At 47.2% G+C, this 16,299-nt stretch carries 16 protein-coding genes; 11 read left to right on the forward strand and 5 right to left on the reverse strand.

The genetic code is table 11. From position 1 onward, the window contains the following. The first annotated feature begins 48 nt into the window (after positions 1-48). Together FC96_RS11535 and FC96_RS11540 are read left to right on the forward strand one after the other, a co-directional pair. Positions 49-798 (forward strand): glucose 1-dehydrogenase, encoded by a 750-nt coding sequence (locus FC96_RS11535; RefSeq protein WP_056943109.1) that lies wholly within the window; start codon positions 49-51, stop codon positions 796-798. Between the two features lie 62 nt (positions 799-860). Next, on the forward strand, positions 861-1,220 hold the full coding sequence (locus FC96_RS11540; protein ID WP_056943110.1) for a DUF3899 domain-containing protein: 360 nt from the start codon (positions 861-863) through the stop codon (positions 1,218-1,220). A gap of 158 nt (positions 1,221-1,378) precedes the next feature. Here the strand turns inward: FC96_RS11540 and yidA are convergent, their stop codons facing one another. From yidA to FC96_RS11555, 3 genes are read right to left on the reverse strand one after another with little or no spacing between them, the layout of a single operon-like run. Then, the gene (yidA, locus tag FC96_RS11545) at positions 1,379-2,185 is read right to left on the reverse strand and encodes a sugar-phosphatase (protein ID WP_055679756.1); all 807 of its coding nucleotides are present in this window, start codon (positions 2,183-2,185) and stop codon (positions 1,379-1,381) included. Positions 2,186-2,187: 2 nt separating this feature from the next. Beyond that, positions 2,188-3,552, reverse strand: coding sequence for an HD domain-containing protein (locus FC96_RS11550; protein ID WP_056943111.1), 1,365 nt, complete (start codon positions 3,550-3,552; stop codon positions 2,188-2,190). Positions 3,553-3,569: 17 nt separating this feature from the next. After that, complete coding sequence (locus FC96_RS11555) at positions 3,570-4,391, reverse strand: lipoate--protein ligase family protein (RefSeq protein ID WP_235804763.1); 822 nt, start codon at positions 4,389-4,391, stop codon at positions 3,570-3,572. Positions 4,392-4,542: 151 nt separating this feature from the next. Between FC96_RS11555 and FC96_RS11560 the strand changes: the two genes are divergently transcribed. From FC96_RS11560 to FC96_RS11580, 5 genes are all read left to right on the forward strand, one after another. After that, positions 4,543-4,986: a YwiB family protein gene (locus FC96_RS11560; RefSeq protein WP_055679757.1), complete on the forward strand. Its 444-nt coding sequence runs from the start codon at positions 4,543-4,545 to the stop codon at positions 4,984-4,986. 44 nt (positions 4,987-5,030) lie between these two features. Then, on the forward strand, positions 5,031-5,711 hold the full coding sequence (gene rpoE, locus FC96_RS11565; protein ID WP_056943112.1) for a DNA-directed RNA polymerase subunit delta: 681 nt from the start codon (positions 5,031-5,033) through the stop codon (positions 5,709-5,711). A 170-nt stretch (positions 5,712-5,881) separates the two neighbouring features. Continuing rightward, the gene (locus FC96_RS11570) at positions 5,882-7,510 is read left to right on the forward strand and encodes a CTP synthase (RefSeq protein WP_056943113.1); all 1,629 of its coding nucleotides are present in this window, start codon (positions 5,882-5,884) and stop codon (positions 7,508-7,510) included. A 211-nt stretch (positions 7,511-7,721) separates the two neighbouring features. Beyond that, positions 7,722-9,008 carry a UDP-N-acetylglucosamine 1-carboxyvinyltransferase gene (locus tag FC96_RS11575; protein ID WP_056943114.1) on the forward strand — a complete coding sequence of 429 codons (1,287 nt, stop codon included), beginning with the start codon at positions 7,722-7,724 and terminating at the stop codon, positions 9,006-9,008. 102 nt (positions 9,009-9,110) lie between these two features. Beyond that, positions 9,111-9,362 (forward strand): type B 50S ribosomal protein L31, encoded by a 252-nt coding sequence (locus FC96_RS11580; RefSeq protein ID WP_055679758.1) that lies wholly within the window; start codon positions 9,111-9,113, stop codon positions 9,360-9,362. Between the two features lie 91 nt (positions 9,363-9,453). On the opposite strand, the gene FC96_RS11585 is transcribed toward FC96_RS11580, so the two are convergent. Continuing rightward, entirely contained in the window at positions 9,454-10,653 is a 1,200-nt protein-coding gene (locus FC96_RS11585) for a multidrug efflux MFS transporter (RefSeq protein WP_056943134.1), read from the reverse strand. A gap of 142 nt (positions 10,654-10,795) precedes the next feature. On the opposite strand from FC96_RS11585, the gene FC96_RS11590 reads away from it, so the two are divergent. Beyond that, positions 10,796-11,497, forward strand: coding sequence for a class A sortase (locus FC96_RS11590; protein WP_056943115.1), 702 nt, complete (start codon positions 10,796-10,798; stop codon positions 11,495-11,497). 104 nt (positions 11,498-11,601) lie between these two features. Here the strand turns inward: FC96_RS11590 and FC96_RS11595 are convergent, their stop codons facing one another. Then, positions 11,602-12,066 carry a low molecular weight protein-tyrosine-phosphatase gene (locus tag FC96_RS11595; protein WP_055679759.1) on the reverse strand — a complete coding sequence of 155 codons (465 nt, stop codon included), beginning with the start codon at positions 12,064-12,066 and terminating at the stop codon, positions 11,602-11,604. Between the two features lie 193 nt (positions 12,067-12,259). Between FC96_RS11595 and FC96_RS11600 the strand changes: the two genes are divergently transcribed. From FC96_RS11600 to cshA, 3 genes are all read left to right on the forward strand, one after another. Further along, positions 12,260-13,048 carry a hypothetical protein gene (locus tag FC96_RS11600; RefSeq protein WP_055679760.1) on the forward strand — a complete coding sequence of 263 codons (789 nt, stop codon included), beginning with the start codon at positions 12,260-12,262 and terminating at the stop codon, positions 13,046-13,048. An 89-nt stretch (positions 13,049-13,137) separates the two neighbouring features. After that, positions 13,138-14,511 (forward strand): UDP-N-acetylmuramoyl-tripeptide--D-alanyl-D-alanine ligase, encoded by a 1,374-nt coding sequence (locus FC96_RS11605; RefSeq protein WP_056943116.1) that lies wholly within the window; start codon positions 13,138-13,140, stop codon positions 14,509-14,511. Positions 14,512-14,680: 169 nt separating this feature from the next. Continuing rightward, the gene (gene cshA, locus FC96_RS11610; protein WP_056943117.1) at positions 14,681-16,201 is read left to right on the forward strand and encodes a degradosome RNA helicase CshA; all 1,521 of its coding nucleotides are present in this window, start codon (positions 14,681-14,683) and stop codon (positions 16,199-16,201) included. The last annotated feature ends 98 nt before the right edge of the window (positions 16,202-16,299 follow it).

Raw genomic sequence — 16,299 nt, forward strand, 5'->3', positions numbered from 1 at the left:
GTGTTATAATGAATCAAGTTATTAAATTCACAACTGGAGGTTACAACTATGACGGATCGGTTAAAAGGGAAAGTGGCAATCATCACGGGTGGCGTAGCTGGTATTGGCCTAGGGATTGCAGAATGCTACGTTCGCGAAGGCGCGAAGGTCGTCTTAACAGCCAATCACAATGTGACGGCTGGCGAGCAAGCGGTGGCCCAGTTTGGCGCTGATAATGCCTTGTTCATTCAACAGGATGTTTCTAAGGAGGAAGACTGGCAAAAAGTCATCGCTGGCACTCTCGAAAAGTTTAAAAAATTAGATATTTTGGTTAACAACGCGGGCATTGGTGGTGCTGGTGTGGCGATTGAAGATGAGAGCCTCGCTGATTGGCAGCGAACGGTAGACGTTAATTTAACCGGGAATTTTTTGGGGATGAAAGCGGCTATCAAGGCAATGAAAGACACTAATGAGGCCACGGGTTCCATTATCAATGTTTCTTCCGTCGCAGGGTTGATGGGGTTGCCTCTAGCCCCAGACTATTCGGCAACGAAGGGCGGTACTCGGCTGCTGACCCGGGCAGCCGCAACTTCGTTAGCCCGGCGGGGAATTAATATCCGGGTGAACTCGGTGCACCCGGGATGGATTGATACGGCGATTGTTCCAGAAGCGGCTAAGCCTCAGATTCTTCCGACCATTCCAGCCGGTCACATGGGTGAACCAAAGGACATTGGTGAAATCTGCGTTTACCTCGGCAGTGACGAATCAAAATACGCGATTGGCAGCGAATTTACGGTCGACGGTGGTGTGCGGGCCTAACGGGCTTAGAATTCCCAGTTTGTCTGTGCTATACTAATACGGACATATTGGGAGGATGAATCGTGAAAACAGTAAGGCGATATTGGATACTACTGACGACGCTTAGCGTGGTGATATTGGCTGGCTTACTGGCTTTGATTTGGGTCGATTGGCAGTCAGTTGGTAACGCCTGGTTCATGATTGGATTGGCATTTTTGGTTGGCGCAGCCGGTTTCATTCTCGAAAAGGCCCACCTTCTGGCGGGGTGGCATCGCCGACGCCAGAAGGGGGAAGAGACCCTTGAAACAAAAAAAATCCCAGTGGACCAGGTTGCGAGTGTGAAAAACGGGCCCATCATTGTGAATCAACCCGCTAGGTTTTGTTTAGCCGTCGGGGTGACTTTAATTGGACTTAGCATCCTTGTGACCTTAGTGTTTAAATAGCTTTGAATAAGCGTGACGAACGCTTGAGGCTAGTTGAACCAAGCAACGATCACGGTCAAATAACATCAAAATAAGGGGCGACTTGGAATTCCAAGTCGCCCCTTATTTAATTACTCTAACGATTTTGACGTCCTTGAAGAACGATGATGAGGTCAGCCCTAAAGCGCCCACTCTGAAATCGCGTAAGCCACACCATTCTCCTCATTTGTTTTCGTGATGTGTTGGGCCGCGGCTTTAACGTCAGCGATTGCATTCCCCATGGCGACCCCAACCCCGGCGTATTGGACCATACTTAAATCATTGCCCTGATCCCCAATGGCCATGATTTCCGATTGATGAATGTCCAATAGCCGACCAAGATCCGCAATGGCATTTCCTTTCGACGCTTCCTTATTCATTGCTTCGTAGAAGTAGGGTTCACTTCTGACCAGGTAGAAGCGGGAAGCCAGCTCTGGCGAAAAGGCCTTGATTAACGCGTCAATTTTACTGGGCTCGTCAATAAACATGCCCTTGGAAATTGTGAACTCATCAGTGATTTCATCCGTACTCCGATAACGAATGGGCATCCGCACTAAGAAACTCTCAGCGATGGTGTAAGGACTAATGTCTCGGTTAGCCGTATATAGGTAATCGGAAGTTTCCATATGAAAGTGGATGCCCATTTTACGGGCGTAAGCTTCGAGATCAATGTATTCGTCTAATGTCAAAGTATGGTGTGCCAATATCTTACCCGCCGTCGTTTGGGCCATGGCCCCGTTGAAAGTGACGACGTATTGATCGTCACCGTCAATCCCGAGTTGGTCGAGATAGTCGCGCACCCCCGTTAACGGCCGACCAGTACAGAGCACGATTTTGATACCCTGTTGAAGGGCCTGTTGAACGGTATCAACGGTCTGTTGGGCTAGGGTTTTGTCGTCTTTTACGAGGGTGCCGTCAATGTCAATTGCAATTAGTTTGATTGCCATGGTTAATCTCCTTGTGGTTGAATGAGTTGGTCGTTGTGTAAGTATCGTTGAAATTCATGATAGATTGGGTCGAATAATTCGACTGTTTCACTTTGTTTTGAGAGCATTTCCTTAGGGAAAAAGAACCGCTGATCGCCCGAAAATTTGCCGGTGATGGCATTGACTAAAGCACTGACGGACGACAGTTCCACAAGGTGGCCGTCATCTTGCATCAGTTCAACCTGAGTCAGTGATTTTTTCATTTCAGGATCGTAAGCGTCGTAAGGGAGGTCGTAGCTGTTATTTGTCGCCGTGTAAAAATCGACGTTGAACCCGGCCTTGCCAATCAACTGCCGCAAGTGGGCAATCAGTGGTTCGGTTTGCTCATCGTATTGGACAGATTTCAGTGGTTTTCGGTCCAAAAAGCGGTGTGCCAAGTCGCTTAAAATTGGGTCGTTGGCGGCTCGCCAATGGGCGAAGTACGTCGTCAGTGTTCCGTCGTCGAGAAGCAGATAATCGGCCAGGTCGAATTCGTGTCGGAAAAATGGGAATAGCAGGTAGGGGGCCGCAATTTCGGTTGTTTTGACAGGCCCTTCATAAACTTCACGGGCACGCTCTAGCAGGTGGCTTAAAATCACTTCCATCGCTCTTGAAACGGGGTGAAAGTAAATTTGCTGATACATTTGGAAACGGCTGACAATGTAATCTTCAACAGCGTGCATCCCGTTCATTTCAAACGCAATGCCATCGTGATAAGGGCGCATCACGCGCAAAATTCGGGTTAGGTCAAAGGTCCCGTATTTGGTACCAGTGTGATAAGCATCCCGGAGCAGGTAATCCATTCGATCGGCGTCGATTTGACTAGAAATCATTTGAACGACCTGGGGATTCGGGTAGGTTTTTTCAATAACGGAAGCAACCTGTTGTGGAAATTCTGGACTGACAGCCCGGAGGACGGCATTAACCTCGGTTTCCGGTGAGGTCAAAATGTTAGCCGTAATGGCTTCGTGGTTTGTTTTGAAAATGTGTTCAAACGTGTGAGAATACGGTCCATGTCCAATGTCGTGAAGGAGGGCAGCGCACAGTGCAACGAGGCGTTCGGAATCATCCCAGAGACCATCCCCCGGCGTTTGAGTGGGGTAATTTCTTTGGAAGTTATCGCAGATTCGTCGCGTGATTTCGTAGACGCCTAACGAGTGAGTGAAACGGGTGTGTTCGGCACCGTGAAACACCATGCTGGCAGTCCCAAGCTGTTTGATTCGACGTAGTCGCTGAAATTCCTTAGTGTTGATCAGGTCTAAAATGACCCGGTGTTGAATATAAATATAATTGTGGACGGGATCGCGAAATACTTTTTCACGAGGTAACCGTTCGTTTCGATATGCCAAACCAATGGCCTCCTTGATTACAGCGCGCGCTGACGTTTCACCATGCGCTGAAGTTCGTTTTGGTACTGATGGTTAAAGGATTCAGTTTTGATCATTACTGGTAACGTTTTTGAATCGAGCGTCACGTCGTTGGCCACCAAGGCCTTGAGAATCGCCTTTTTCGCGGTGGCGATGGTTAACGGTTGGGCTAGGAGCGTGTCCAGGTTAGCCATGCTTTCTGGCCAGACGACTGGGAAATCCCACTGATTAGGTTGTCCCGCTAGGCCAATTTGGTAAAAGTCACGGACGAGTGCGCCGCGAAACTGCTGGTCGCCGGTCACACTGATGTAAGCCATGACCACAAGGCCGCCAGGCGTACGGCGTTGTGAAATGCCGGCAAACTTGCGGCCATCAACGCTCAAATCAAAGTCACCCGGGCAATACGAATGGGTAATTTCGTAACTGGCAATGGTCAGCTGCGGAAAGGCGCGACTGATCAGGGATTTCATGATCTCGTACGCGGCGTCTATCGGGAGCCGGGTTTGGGCCTGGGGTAAAAAGAGTGAGACGTTCAAGATGCCACCATCACTAACAACGCACAAACCGCCAGAATTTCGCAAAAAATAATCGTAACCGTTTTTAGTAATTGATTGGAGCGCTGCTGATAAGTCAGGCAAATGCTTATCTTTAAGTCCTAAAATTAGGGTTGGTGGCAACGTCCAAAAGTGTAAAAGGGCTTGTTGGGTTGTCCCAGTCACGGTTAGTAGGCTGTTTGTTAAGCCAAACGAGGCTAATTGATCCTGCCGCGAAAGGGGCGTATCAAGCAGTTGGACTGTGGAGAATGGAAATCTATTATTCAAAGAACTCACCCCTAACATTAATCCACATTTCCTTAATTATAGCGGAAAAACAACGGGACGTCACGAGGGGACAAATAGGCAATTTGATGCGCATTTTACGATAAAAGCGGTATAATAATTTGAGTAATTAGGAATGAAAGGAAGGACTGACATGGAGGATCTGACAACTGGGATTCCTGTTGGCATTCACTTAGAGACGCACACGACCCAGGATGGTGAGACGTCCGACTACTTATTGGATGTCGAAGGCCAAATGATTCAAATCGGTCAAACCATTTATTTGCGTTACCAAGAGCCTCAAAATGGGGATCAACAAGAAGCTGTTCCTGTGACCATTAAATTTCTGGCAGACGGCGACGTTTCGTTGACCCGCAGCGGTGAAAATCGCTTACGCATGCATTTTAGTGCTGGTAAACGTGTGGCGGCCAACTACCGCACACCGTATGGCGTTGTACCGGTTGAAACCGTGACGCCAAGCCTTAAAGTATCATTTCATGACCGACCGTTTGGTGGCCGGCTAGCAGTGGATTATCTCTTGTATGCAGGCGAACAACTACTGGGAAATTATGAGATTCGATTGCAATTTACTGTCTAATCGAGTATAGTGGTTGGTAGACTGTGGAAAGGACGTGCGCCAGTTTGGAACTTAAAGTCTTTGAAGGCCAAAACAAAAAAGAATTATCAATGATTGAGGTTGCTCACGCTATTTTGTCACAACGTGGGGACGCCATGTCCTTCGTTGATTTGGCAAACGCTGTGCAGGAATTCCTCGGCGACTCTGACAAGGAAATCCGTGATCGGTTGTCACAATTCTATACGGATTTAAACATCGACGGTAGCTTTATCTCCTTGGGGGATAACTCATGGGGTCTGCGAACTTGGTACCCGTTTGAATCGATTGACGAAGCAACGATTCACGGCGAAGAAGACGAAGAACACCCACGTCCTAAGAAGCGTAAGAAAGTTAACGCGTTCTTGGCAGATAGTTCTGACGATGACGACGTGATTGACTACGACGATGATGATCCTGAAGACCAAGATCAAGTCGACGTTGATGATGAAGATTACGATGACGATGAAGATGACGATGATACTAAGAGCGATGACAACATCGGAAAGTACTCGGCTGATTTAGCTGACATTGACGACGGCACCGACGTTGATGACGATGAAGATGATGAGATGCCAGATGGTATCGAAGGTCAACTTTCAGAGTTTGATGACGACGATGATGATGATCTCAACGACGACGATGATGACGATCTCAACGACGACGATGATGACGACAATTCTGATGCTAATCCAAAAGTGGATAAGTAAAATCGAACTTGTTTCTTGACGTGCTCCCCAAAAACGGTTATTATATTTTTTGGGCTCCTTGCAACTGCAAGGACAACGTTCGGATTTGAAAGCTCCCTATTCTATAGAATAGGGAGCTCTTTTTATTTTTACTGGCCACCCCGAAATAAAAACTGATGAGGAGCTATCCAATGACCAAATATATTTTTGTGACTGGCGGCGTTGTGTCGTCGCTAGGAAAAGGAATTGTTGCTGCATCTCTAGGACGCTTGTTGAAGAACCGTGGGTTGAACGTAACGATTCAAAAATTTGATCCATACATCAATGTCGACCCTGGGACGATGAACCCTTACCAACACGGTGAGGTCTTTGTGACGAACGACGGTACCGAAACAGACTTGGATCTTGGTCATTACGAACGGTTTATCGATAACGATTTAAACAAGTATTCGAATGTCACGACGGGTAAGATTTATTCCGAAGTGCTCGAAAAAGAACGCCATGGTGACTACCTTGGGGCTACTGTTCAAGTGATTCCTCACATCACTGGGATGATCAAAGAAAAAATCATGCGGGCTGGTAAGACGTCTAACGCGGATATCGTCATCACTGAAATTGGTGGGACGGTTGGTGACATTGAATCTTTGCCATTCTTGGAAGCAATTCGGCAGATGAAGGCTGAAGTTGGCGATGACAATGTGGTCTACATTCACACAACGTTAGTCCCATACCTGCGGGCTGCCGGTGAAATGAAAACTAAACCAACCCAGCACAGCGTTAAGGAACTACGCGGACTGGGAATTCAACCCAACATCTTAGTGCTTCGGACGGAACAGCCCATCACTGATGCAATGCGGCAAAAGATTGCGCTTTTCTGTGATGTTAAGCCAGAAGCTGTCGTTGAATCAATGGATGTTGAAACCATTTACGACATTCCGTTACGACTGCAAGACCAAAAGATGGACCAGTTAGTTCTGGATCATTTACACGTTGAAGCACCACAGGCAGATATGACCGAATGGCGTCAATTAGTTCAAAAGGTGACAAACCTGAAAAAGACCATCAAGATCGCTCTGGTTGGAAAGTATGTCGGCTTACATGACGCCTACATTTCAGTGGCGGAAGCCTTGAAGCATGCTGGTTATCCGGTTGATGCGGATATTGACCTTGAAATGATTGATGCTGAGAAAGTGACCCGTGACAACGTAGCGGATGTCCTAAAAGGGGCCGACGGTGTGATTGTTCCTGGTGGCTTTGGTGATCGTGGCATTGAGGGTATGATTGTTGCAATTCAATTTGCACGGGAAAATGACGTGCCATTCCTTGGGGTGTGCCTTGGGATGCAAATGGCAAGTGTCGAATTTGCCCGCGATGTTTTGGGTTATACCGATGCCAACTCGACGGAAATGAACGGTTCTACGCCGCATAAGATCATTGATTTGATGGCGGATCAAGCCGATATTTCGGATATGGGTGGGACCCAGCGACTGGGCTTGTACCCATGCAAGCTAAAGCCGGGTTCAGTTGCGGCAGCAGCGTACGGAAACGTTGAACAGGTTGATGAACGTCATCGTCACCGTTATGAGTTTAACAATGCTTACCGTCAAGAAATGGAAGATCACGGTTTGGTGTTCTCAGGGACATCACCAGATAACCACTTGGTTGAAGTGATTGAGTTACCAACGAATAAATTCTTCGTGGCTGCCCAATACCACCCTGAGTTTCTCTCCCGGCCAAACCGCCCAGAAGGCTTATTTAAGGCTTTTGTGGCAGCAGCCAACGTACAACATGATGCAACGACCATGACAGCTGGCGAATAACCAACTAGTGATATAGCGGCGACAACAAAGCCTTGGAATGACTTTCACAGTCTCCAAGGCTTTTTTTGTGAGTTGGACCCAGCCAAAGGTGTGACACTAATTATTACATTTTTAGGAAAGCACCGGAAACTATTGTAATTTGGTCCACCTTTATTTATTATTAGTAGAGATTACACTGCAGTTTGATTATTGATAGTAAGGAAAAGTTGTCATGAAAAAGATGATTATCCACGGTGGTCAGCGGTTATCCGGATCCGTCACCATCGGTGGGGCAAAAAATAGTACGGTCGCGTTAATTCCGGCCGCCATTCTGGCCGATACGCCAGTAAAATTTGATATGGTACCAGACATCTTGGATGTTCATAACTTGATGTTGATTCTTCAGTCGATGAACGTTCATTCATTATTTGAAGATGGCGTTTTAAGCATTGATCCAACCGAGATTATCCAGGCCCCAATGCCGAGCCAGGCCATCAAGAGCCTCCGGGCATCCTATTACTTTATGGGGGCCCTTTTGGGGCGCTTTGGGTCGGCTACTGTGACTTTTCCTGGTGGGGACAATATTGGGCCACGGCCAATTGATCAGCATATCAAGGCGTTTAAAGCGCTTGGTGCGGATGTTTTTGAGGAAAAGGGAACTGTTCACATCTCAACTGGTGAAAAAGGCCTAACAGGCGCCCGGATTTTCTTGGACGTTGTATCGGTTGGTGCTACGATGAATACCATTTTGGCGGCGGTCAAAGCGGACGGTTTAACAACGATTGAAAACGCGGCAAAAGAGCCGGAGATCATAGATCTAGCAACCTTCTTGAATAACATGGGGGCCCACATTCGGGGCGCCGGAACCGATGTCATTCGGATTGAAGGCGTCCCCGTTTTGCGGGCGACCAACGTTCATACCATCATTCCTGATCGCATTGAAGCGGGGACGTTTTTGTCACTCGCTGCGGCAGCAGGGGATGGGATTCAAATCAACAATATTATTCCCGAACATCTGGAGTCGTTTACGGCAAAGTTAATTGAAATGGGCGTCCCGTTAGAAATTGGGGAAGATTCGGTTTACGTTCCGAAGGCCTTGGATCTAAAGGCTATCCAAATTAAGACAATGCCATTTCCTGGATTTGCGACGGACTTGCAGCAGCCAATCACACCGTTATTACTTAAAGCTGATGGCAGTAGCGTGATTGTTGATACAATCTATCCGCAACGCATTAAGCACGTGTCGGAACTACAGAAGATGGGTGCGCATATTCGGAGCGAAAACGATATGATTGTGATTGATCATACCGAGATGTTAAGTGGGGCTACCGTTGATGCTGGCGAAATCCGGGCCGGAGCGTCACTCATGATTGCAGCGATGATGGCGTCAGGGACCACAACCATTATTAATGCTGAAAATATTTTGCGTGGCTATGGGAGCATCGTCAAAAAATTGAGTGACTTGAACGCCGAGGTCGCAATTGAAGACGATCATGTGAAGACGATGGTCGAGAAATAGAAAGACGTTGAAAACTGTCAATAAAAATGGTATATTGTTTGAGTTGACGAATTATCAATCTCTGAATCAGCAAATGATGCAGGGCAAAGGAGCGAATTAATTATGAAGCAAGGTATCCATCCAGAATACCACCAAGTTGTATTCCAAGATTCAAGTACTGGTTTCAAGTTCATCTCTGGTTCAACTGCAACCTCAGAAGAAACGGTTGAATGGGAAGATGGCAACACTTACCCATTAATCCGGGTTGAAATTTCTTCAGATTCACACCCATTCTACACTGGTAAGCAAAAGTTTACCCAAGCCGATGGCGCTGTGGACCGTTTCAACAAAAAGTACGGTTTATCACAAGACTAATCAGTATTGGACCCGGTATGCGGGTCTTTTTTTATTGATCAACTAAAAAAGTCAGGTACGTCCCATCGCGGGTGGACCTGACTTTTTTGGTTTATTTTGAATGTTTTTGACGTAGTTGTGAGGTATTATGCCAGACCATCAAAAAATTGATTAAGACGAGGATCGCCGTTGAGATGAACACGCCACGGTAATCAAAGGTGGTGGAAACGACGGATCCCAGCATCGGTCCCAGCACGCTACCAATTGCTTGAAACGATTGGTTGTAGCTGAAAATGCGACCAGTGACCTGCGGTGGGGTATTTTTTGAGAGGATGGTTTGCACTGCCGGTAGCATGGTGGCGTTAGAAATACCAATTAAAAACCGCAGAAACATGAGCTGCCAGACATTCGTTACAAAGGCCATCGGAATATAGACAAGGATGGCAAAAATAAAACCAATCGACAACACTCGCTCCGTTCCAATCCGATCGCCTAATCGACCAAGCCGTGGGGCGGCAAAAAGGGTGGCAACGCCGGGAATGGCCGCGACAATGCCGGCAAAAAAGGTGACAGCGGCGCCGCGTGGCATAATTTCGCGAACGTATAAGGCTAGAATTGGCGAAATTGAGGTGTTCGATGCTTGGATAATCAGCGTGGTCACAAACATGCCAATGATTAGCTTGGGATGACGAATGGCACCGATGACTTCCTTCCCCGATAACATATTTTCCTTTGTTACGGGTTCAAACGTTTCTTCGACAAAGTAGTAACTTAAAATGAAGACGGAAAGTAGTAGGGCTCCGGTAATGAAAAACGTGACCCGGTAACTGAATAATTGGGCGAGCGTGCCACCAAGCATGGGACCAAATAGTGAGCCCCCAACAAATCCGGTGGCCAATGTGCCCAGCGCTTGGCCGCTCTTGTCCTTGGGCACCTGGGTCGCCATTAAGGCGTTGGCGTTACTGATGTAGCCCGAAAAAATGCCCTGAATAAACCGGAGCGCCATGAGTTGCCAGACGTCGGTGACGGCCCCCATGAGGGCCATGACAACGGCCATCCCCAAAGAGGCCCGAATAAGCATGAGTTTCCGGCCTTTTCGGTCAGCGAGGCGACCCCAGATGGGACTGGCGATAGCCGTAACAAGGTAGGTTGCGGAAAACGTGATGCCAGAGTATAGATTCAATTGGTCACGGGTAAAGTCGCCCAGCGTGTCAACGTATAACGATAGAAACGGCATGACCTCGCTGAATGCGAGGCCGGCCATGAACGTCCCAAACCACAGGACAAACAAATTTCGCCGCCAGATTGGCATTCTGGGCTTGGGCTGATCTGAGTCAGAATGAGTCAAAGTGGTATCTTCTTTCTTTGTTTGGTTAAAACGAGTACAATAAAGTTGCTAAAAAATAAGAGTAGCACGTCTTAGCCAGTTCGTCACTACTAATGCGAGGAAGAGTATGTCAAAAAACAATCGAAATCCGGTTAGCCGGTGGCTTATCCGGGCGGGGTTCTTAGTCTTGCTATTAATCTCGTTGGGCCTCATATTTAACCAACAAATTAAAAATTGGCTGGTCAGTTCTTACCAACCTAAAATTACGGCCGCCAGTGTTGCTAAAAATAATCAAAAAAAGGCGTCCTTTGACTTTAAACAGGTCAAATCATTAGATTTCCAAACAGTGGCGCAAGCGCGGTTGAATGCCAGTCAGATTCACGTGATTGGGTCAATTCTAGTACCGAAGGCCAACGTGCATTTGCCCATTGCAAAAGGGGTGGCCAACACAACGTTAGCCTTAGCCGCTGGAACAATGCGACCGGATCAAAAAATGGGCAAGGGGAACTATCCGTTGGCTGGACACCATATGACGCGAAAAGATATTTTATTTTCACCGTTGTATTTCAAATCCAAGGTCGGTGATCGCGTCTATGTGACGGATATGAAATCCGTTTATACGTACCGGCTCTATCAGCGGACCTTTATTGCCGCCACCAGAGTGGATGTTGTCAATCAAACGAAGGCCCCCATTATTACGTTAATTACCTGTGATGCGACGGGGGCCGGCCGGTTAATGTTGCGTGGTCGCTTGGTTGAGCAACAACCCTTTAAAAAAGTTGCCCAGTCCATTCAAAAACAGCTGGCCGGGGGCTTTAATAATCGTTAATTGCCGGACTTAGGGCTTAAAAAGGTGGTCATCCATTAATCAACGGATGACCACCTTTTGGTTTGCCTTAATCGGGCCTGTTTTCAGTAAGCACTGGCAACTAACTAGTTGGCTTGAATTTTATCGAGCCATAGCGGTAACGCTTCGGCAAGTGAGGCGTAGGTCTCATTGAAGCGGTGGGTATACCAAGGATCAGGGATCTCCTGGCCAGCCATGCCTGGAACGATATCAAGGCATAAATGAATTTTAGCAGCGTCAGTCGCCGATGGAGCAAGCCGTTTCAGATTAAAGACGTTTTGATTGTCCATCGTGATAATCCAATCAGCCCATTTGAAATCTGATTCAGTAATGGGCCTTGATCGCATGTCACCGTAATCAAGGTGATGAGCCTTCATTACCGCTTGAGCGCCAGAATGAGGCGGATTACCGGCTTCCTCGGCGCTTGTGGCACACGAGTCAATGGCGATTTGATTGGTCAAACCACGGGTTTTGATGAGGTCTCTGAAGATGGCTTCGGCCATCGGTGACCGGCAAATATTGCCAAGACATACAAATAAAACGTTGGTCATAAGCTCCTCCTTAGTGTGATGACTACCGTCCATATTAGAGAACTGATGGAAAGCCGTCAAGAACCACTTTCGGTGAGAAATTTCAAGGCAAAACAAATTCAGGATTTGAGGGGCAACCGGTAGAAGATGACCCCCCTTTTAGACGGGATTCGTAGTACAATGAAGGTGAAATCTACGGAGAGCGGGACGGGAAATGATTCAAGGCAATTTTATCTACATTAATTGGGAACAGGTGACGAATTTAGTGATCTCGTATGGTATCTCAGATGCTGATTTTGTGAACGGTATTTCGGAGATTCCCACCCGATTGGTCCTGATTAATGACCAAACAGAAGGAAACCAATTCAATAATCACACCCGGTTTCAAACGGTCAACGGTCAGTCTTTTGTGCGCGAATTTTTGCTGAACAGTAGTGTTCAAGATAAGATGTGGCTGGACTACCACGACCCTGAGGACTTAGATTTGATGATGCCAAGTGAGATCGCGGAACTCTTATATATGGCTCATATGAAAACCCATCTTCACATTCCGTTGTACGCCAAATTACAAAATGAATTTACCTATCTATCTGTCTCTCGGTGGTTAACAAAAATTTACTACCGCAATTTGCGCAACTTTTATCACGTGCTAGACGTGTCAATGAAACGTCATCTGCGGGCCATTCATAGTAACCGGTGGGTGGTTTTTAACCGGGGATTAGCGGTCAATGATGTTTCCAATGACGTGTTAAAGCAATTAGCGAGCATTTTTAGTGAAGGGGCAATCATTGCCTTTAATGAATTTCACGAAAGCAGTCGGCGCTATCAGATCCCAGTTCTGGTGCAGCAGCATCCCGAGCATTCCAACTGGTGGCGTGATCAGCAAGACATGTTTGCCACCGCTGACCGGGTAGCCACTCTGAATTATGACGTTGACGACAAGCGGTGGTCCCTCACTATTTTGGACCCGGTCCCGTTTGAAAATGATGCCGAGGATTTATAATTGACCCGGGAATTCCGAAAAGTCGTGTTATAATAAGCGGTGACAATTTTTAATCAGTTAGACATCGATTGGATTAGGGGTTAATTTGCATGAAAATGACGCTTGCAGAAATTGCAACGGCGGTTGGGGCAACAAACGACGTCACAAAATGGGCAGACACGGTGGTTACTAGTGTTGCTTTTGATACTCGAGAACTAGAAAGCGGTGCGCTATTCGTGCCGCTAGCCGGCATGAGAGATGGTCATGAGTTTTTGGCTCAAGCCAGAACTAATGGGGCAGTTGCCGCTTTTTGGAAACGTGATCGATCGGACACACCGACGGATTTTCCGGTGTTAGTTGTCGACGATCCGTTGGTTGCGTTACAAGACTTGAGCCGCCACTATCTTCGAAAAATCAATCCGAAAGTCGTCGCGGTCACTGGTTCAAACGGAAAGACGACCACTAAAGACATGGTGGCCGCCATTTTGGCTTCGCGGTTTAATGTGACGAAAACAAAAGATAATTTTAATAACGAAATCGGGGTTCCAATTACCATTTTAGCCATGGAGAGTAACACGGAGATGTTAGTGGTTGAAATGGGGATGGATCGACCGGGGCAGCTCACTTTTTTGAGTCAGCTGACCGCGCCTGATATTGCGGTCATCACCATGATTGGTGAAGCTCACATCGAATTCTTCGGGACCCGAGATAAGATTGCTGATGCTAAGATGGAAATCATTCAGAGCTTAAAGGCGGATGGGACGTTTATCTACGACGGTGATGAGCCCTTGCTCACGGTCCGTGCTCAGACGGTGGACCAACAACAAGTCACGTTTGGCCAACAAGCCGACAACGATTTGTATGCGCACGAGGTGCAATCAACCAAAACAACAACCAGCTTTAAAACGAACCTGTGGGGCGATTTGACCTTTAAATTGCCGATGCCAGGGGACTATAACGTCGATAACGCCTTGGCTGCGCTTGCAGTTGGTCACGTGCTAGCCATTGCGCCAGAAGCTGCTGCCACCGCCCTTTGGAATATGGATTTGACTAAAAACCGGACTGAATGGGTGACAGGTTCAGCGGGCGAACAGATTTTAAGTGATGTTTATAATTCAAACCCAACTGCCGTTAAGGAAGTCATGAAGGCTTTTTCAACAGCCGCCACAACGGGCCAGCGGGCGGTTGTATTAGGGGATATGTTGGAATTAGGCGTTGCCGCCGATAGCTTGCACGCCGAGCTTGCAGACTGCTTCGACCCCGCCTTGGTGAGTCGCGTTTATCTGGTTGGGGAGCATATGAAGGCCCTCTATGACGCATTAGAAGTGAAATACGATAGCACCGATTTATTCCACTATGCCCAAGACGAGCAATCTGCGCTTATTGCTCAGTTAAAACAAGATATTAAGTCGGGCGACCTTTTGTTGATCAAGGGTAGCCATGGCATTCATTTAGAAAACGTGCTAACAGCACTAACGGCTTAAATGAGAAATGGGCAACTAATCAAACGGATTGGTTGCTTATTTTTGTTGTTTGCGGTATATTATTACAGTTATGTTTTTTTACGGCACAGCTGTAAATGGGGTGTCAACGCAGCAGGAGACGGATTTCTTCGAGTTGATATCCTGGACAATCCATTAGGAGGAAACTTATTTGAAGTTTACAGAACTTGGGTTATCGGATAACCTGCTCAAAGCGATTAAGCGGAGCGGTTATGAAGAAGCAACCCCGATTCAAGCAGAAACAATTCCGTTGGTATTAGAGGGTAAGGACGTGATTGGACAGGCCCAAACTGGGACCGGTAAAACCGCTGCCTTCTCGCTACCAATCCTCGAAATGATCGACAAGAGTGACCCTAACATCCAAGCGTTGGTGATCTCACCAACCCGGGAATTAGCGATTCAAACGCAAGAACAGATGTATCTGTTAGGGCGTGACGAACGGGCCAAAGTTCAAGTTGTTTATGGTGGGGCGGACATTCGCCGTCAAATTAATAACTTGAAGAGCCATCCTCAAGTTTTAGTTGGGACACCAGGCCGGTTACTCGATCATATGAATCGTGGGACCGTTAAACTTGATCACGTGAAGACGTTGGTTTTGGATGAAGCTGACGAAATGCTTAACATGGGTTTCTTAGACGATATTGAATCCATCATCAAAGCATTGCCAGACACCCGGCAAACGTTGTTGTTCTCTGCGACGATGCCACCTGAAATCAAGCGTGTTGGGGTTCAGTTTATGAAGGACCCAACTCACGTGAAAATCAAGGCTAAGGAATTAACCACTGATTTAATTGACCAATACTACGTACGAGCTAAAGACTATGAAAAGTTTGATATTATGACCCGTTTGTTTGACGTTCAATCGCCAGACTTAACGATTGTCTTCACCCGGACAAAACGTCGGGTTGATGAAATCTCACGGGGCCTTGAAGCCCGCGGCTACAATGCTGCTGGGATTCATGGTGACTTGACGCAAAAGCGTCGGAGTCAAATCTTAAATCAATTTAAACACGGTCGTTTGGACATTTTAGTGGCAACGGACGTGGCTGCCCGTGGGATTGACGTGGAAGAAGTTTCTCACGTTTATAATTACGATATTCCACAAGATCCGGACAGTTATGTTCACCGGGTTGGCCGGACAGGCCGGGCCGGGCATCATGGGGTTTCATTAACTTTCGTGACGCCAAATGAAATGGATTACTTGCGTGAAATTGAAAAGTTGACCAAAGTGCGGATGCTGCCATTGAAGCCGCCTTCGGCTGAAGAAGCCTTTGTCGGCCAACTAAGCAACGCTGAAGAAACGGTTCAAAATCTCGTTAAGAAGACGGATACGTCTAAGTACGAAGATATGGCCAACAGCTTGCTGGAAAACTACGAGGCAGTTGACCTGGTCGCTGCCTTGCTCAACGATGTGACCAAGGACGATTCTAGTCAGGTTCCCGTTAAGATTACACCAGAACGGCCACTTCCAAGACGTGGTGGTCGTCACGGTGGTAACAATAACCATCGCGGTAACAACCACGGCGGAAACCGTCGCTACAACAGTAAGAACGGTAGCCGTGATCGTCGCAGCGGTGGTAACCACCGCAGTGATCGGCATTCTGATCACCGTTCATCAGATCATAAATCAGGTAGCAATAAGCGCCAATTTACGATTCGTTCAAAGGGTTAAACACCCGTTGTCAAAAGGCCAACTTGGTAAACACCAGGTTGGCCTTTTTTAGTCTCGTTGGCTGATAATTATTAAAGGGTCGGTAAAATGCACCGAGC

The sequence above is a fragment of the Secundilactobacillus kimchicus JCM 15530 genome, assembly GCF_001433995.1.
GTDB lineage: Bacteria > Bacillota > Bacilli > Lactobacillales > Lactobacillaceae > Secundilactobacillus > Secundilactobacillus kimchicus.